Source organism: Psychrobacter sp. 1Y4, assembly GCF_051847555.1.
The window spans coordinates 1-650 of the sequence record NZ_JBPYDE010000689.1 but is presented as its reverse complement, the minus strand read 5'-3'; the positions used below and the strand labels follow the sequence as shown (position 1 = coordinate 650).

Annotated in this window: 1 pseudogene; it reads left to right on the top strand. The window is 39.2% G+C overall.

The annotated features are described in order from the left end of the window. Positions 1-339: 339 nt before the first annotated feature. Positions 340-650, top strand: a pseudogene (locus ACS8FC_RS18350) (class 1 fructose-bisphosphatase); the annotation flags it as partial.

Genomic DNA, 650 nt, shown 5'->3' with positions numbered 1-650 from the left:
CTTATTCATCTTTGTTCGATCATTTAGCACTGATAGGCATAGAGACAAGGACATTTTGACGCTTATTTGCTACAATTTACCGTAATCAAATCCGACCAAAACCGCCTCAGCAGACAATCAGAAAGCGTAAATAGACATGCTATATTCTCATAGAGAATAATTCTGACAAATCTATAAATGAATAACAATAGATATAGTGTAGCCGATTTTGTGGTCGGGACAAAGATACCGTATAAGCTATTTGAGAATTTACCCATTAAAGGTGTGCCAAATGCCACCTATGGCCTTACTCTGAGACCATCCATTTTTTACTTTCCATACCCTCTATTAGGAAGCTTTATGACGACCTTAGCAGATTATCTAAACCAACATGCCTCTAATCCTGCACTCAACGACGTAATTACCACGGTTACTAATGTTGGTAAAACCATCTCACAACTACTTAGAAAAGGTGCTCTGGCAGATATTTTAGGCGAAGCTGGTAATCAAAACGTTCAAGGCGAAGATCAGAAAAAATTGGATGTATTGGCGAACGATTTATTGCTAGATGCCTTAGCAAAAAATACCCATTGTGCTGGTGTCGCTTCAGAAGAGCTCGATGATGCCACCCCTGCTAATGACGATGGTAGTCTATTGGTATTATTTGACCC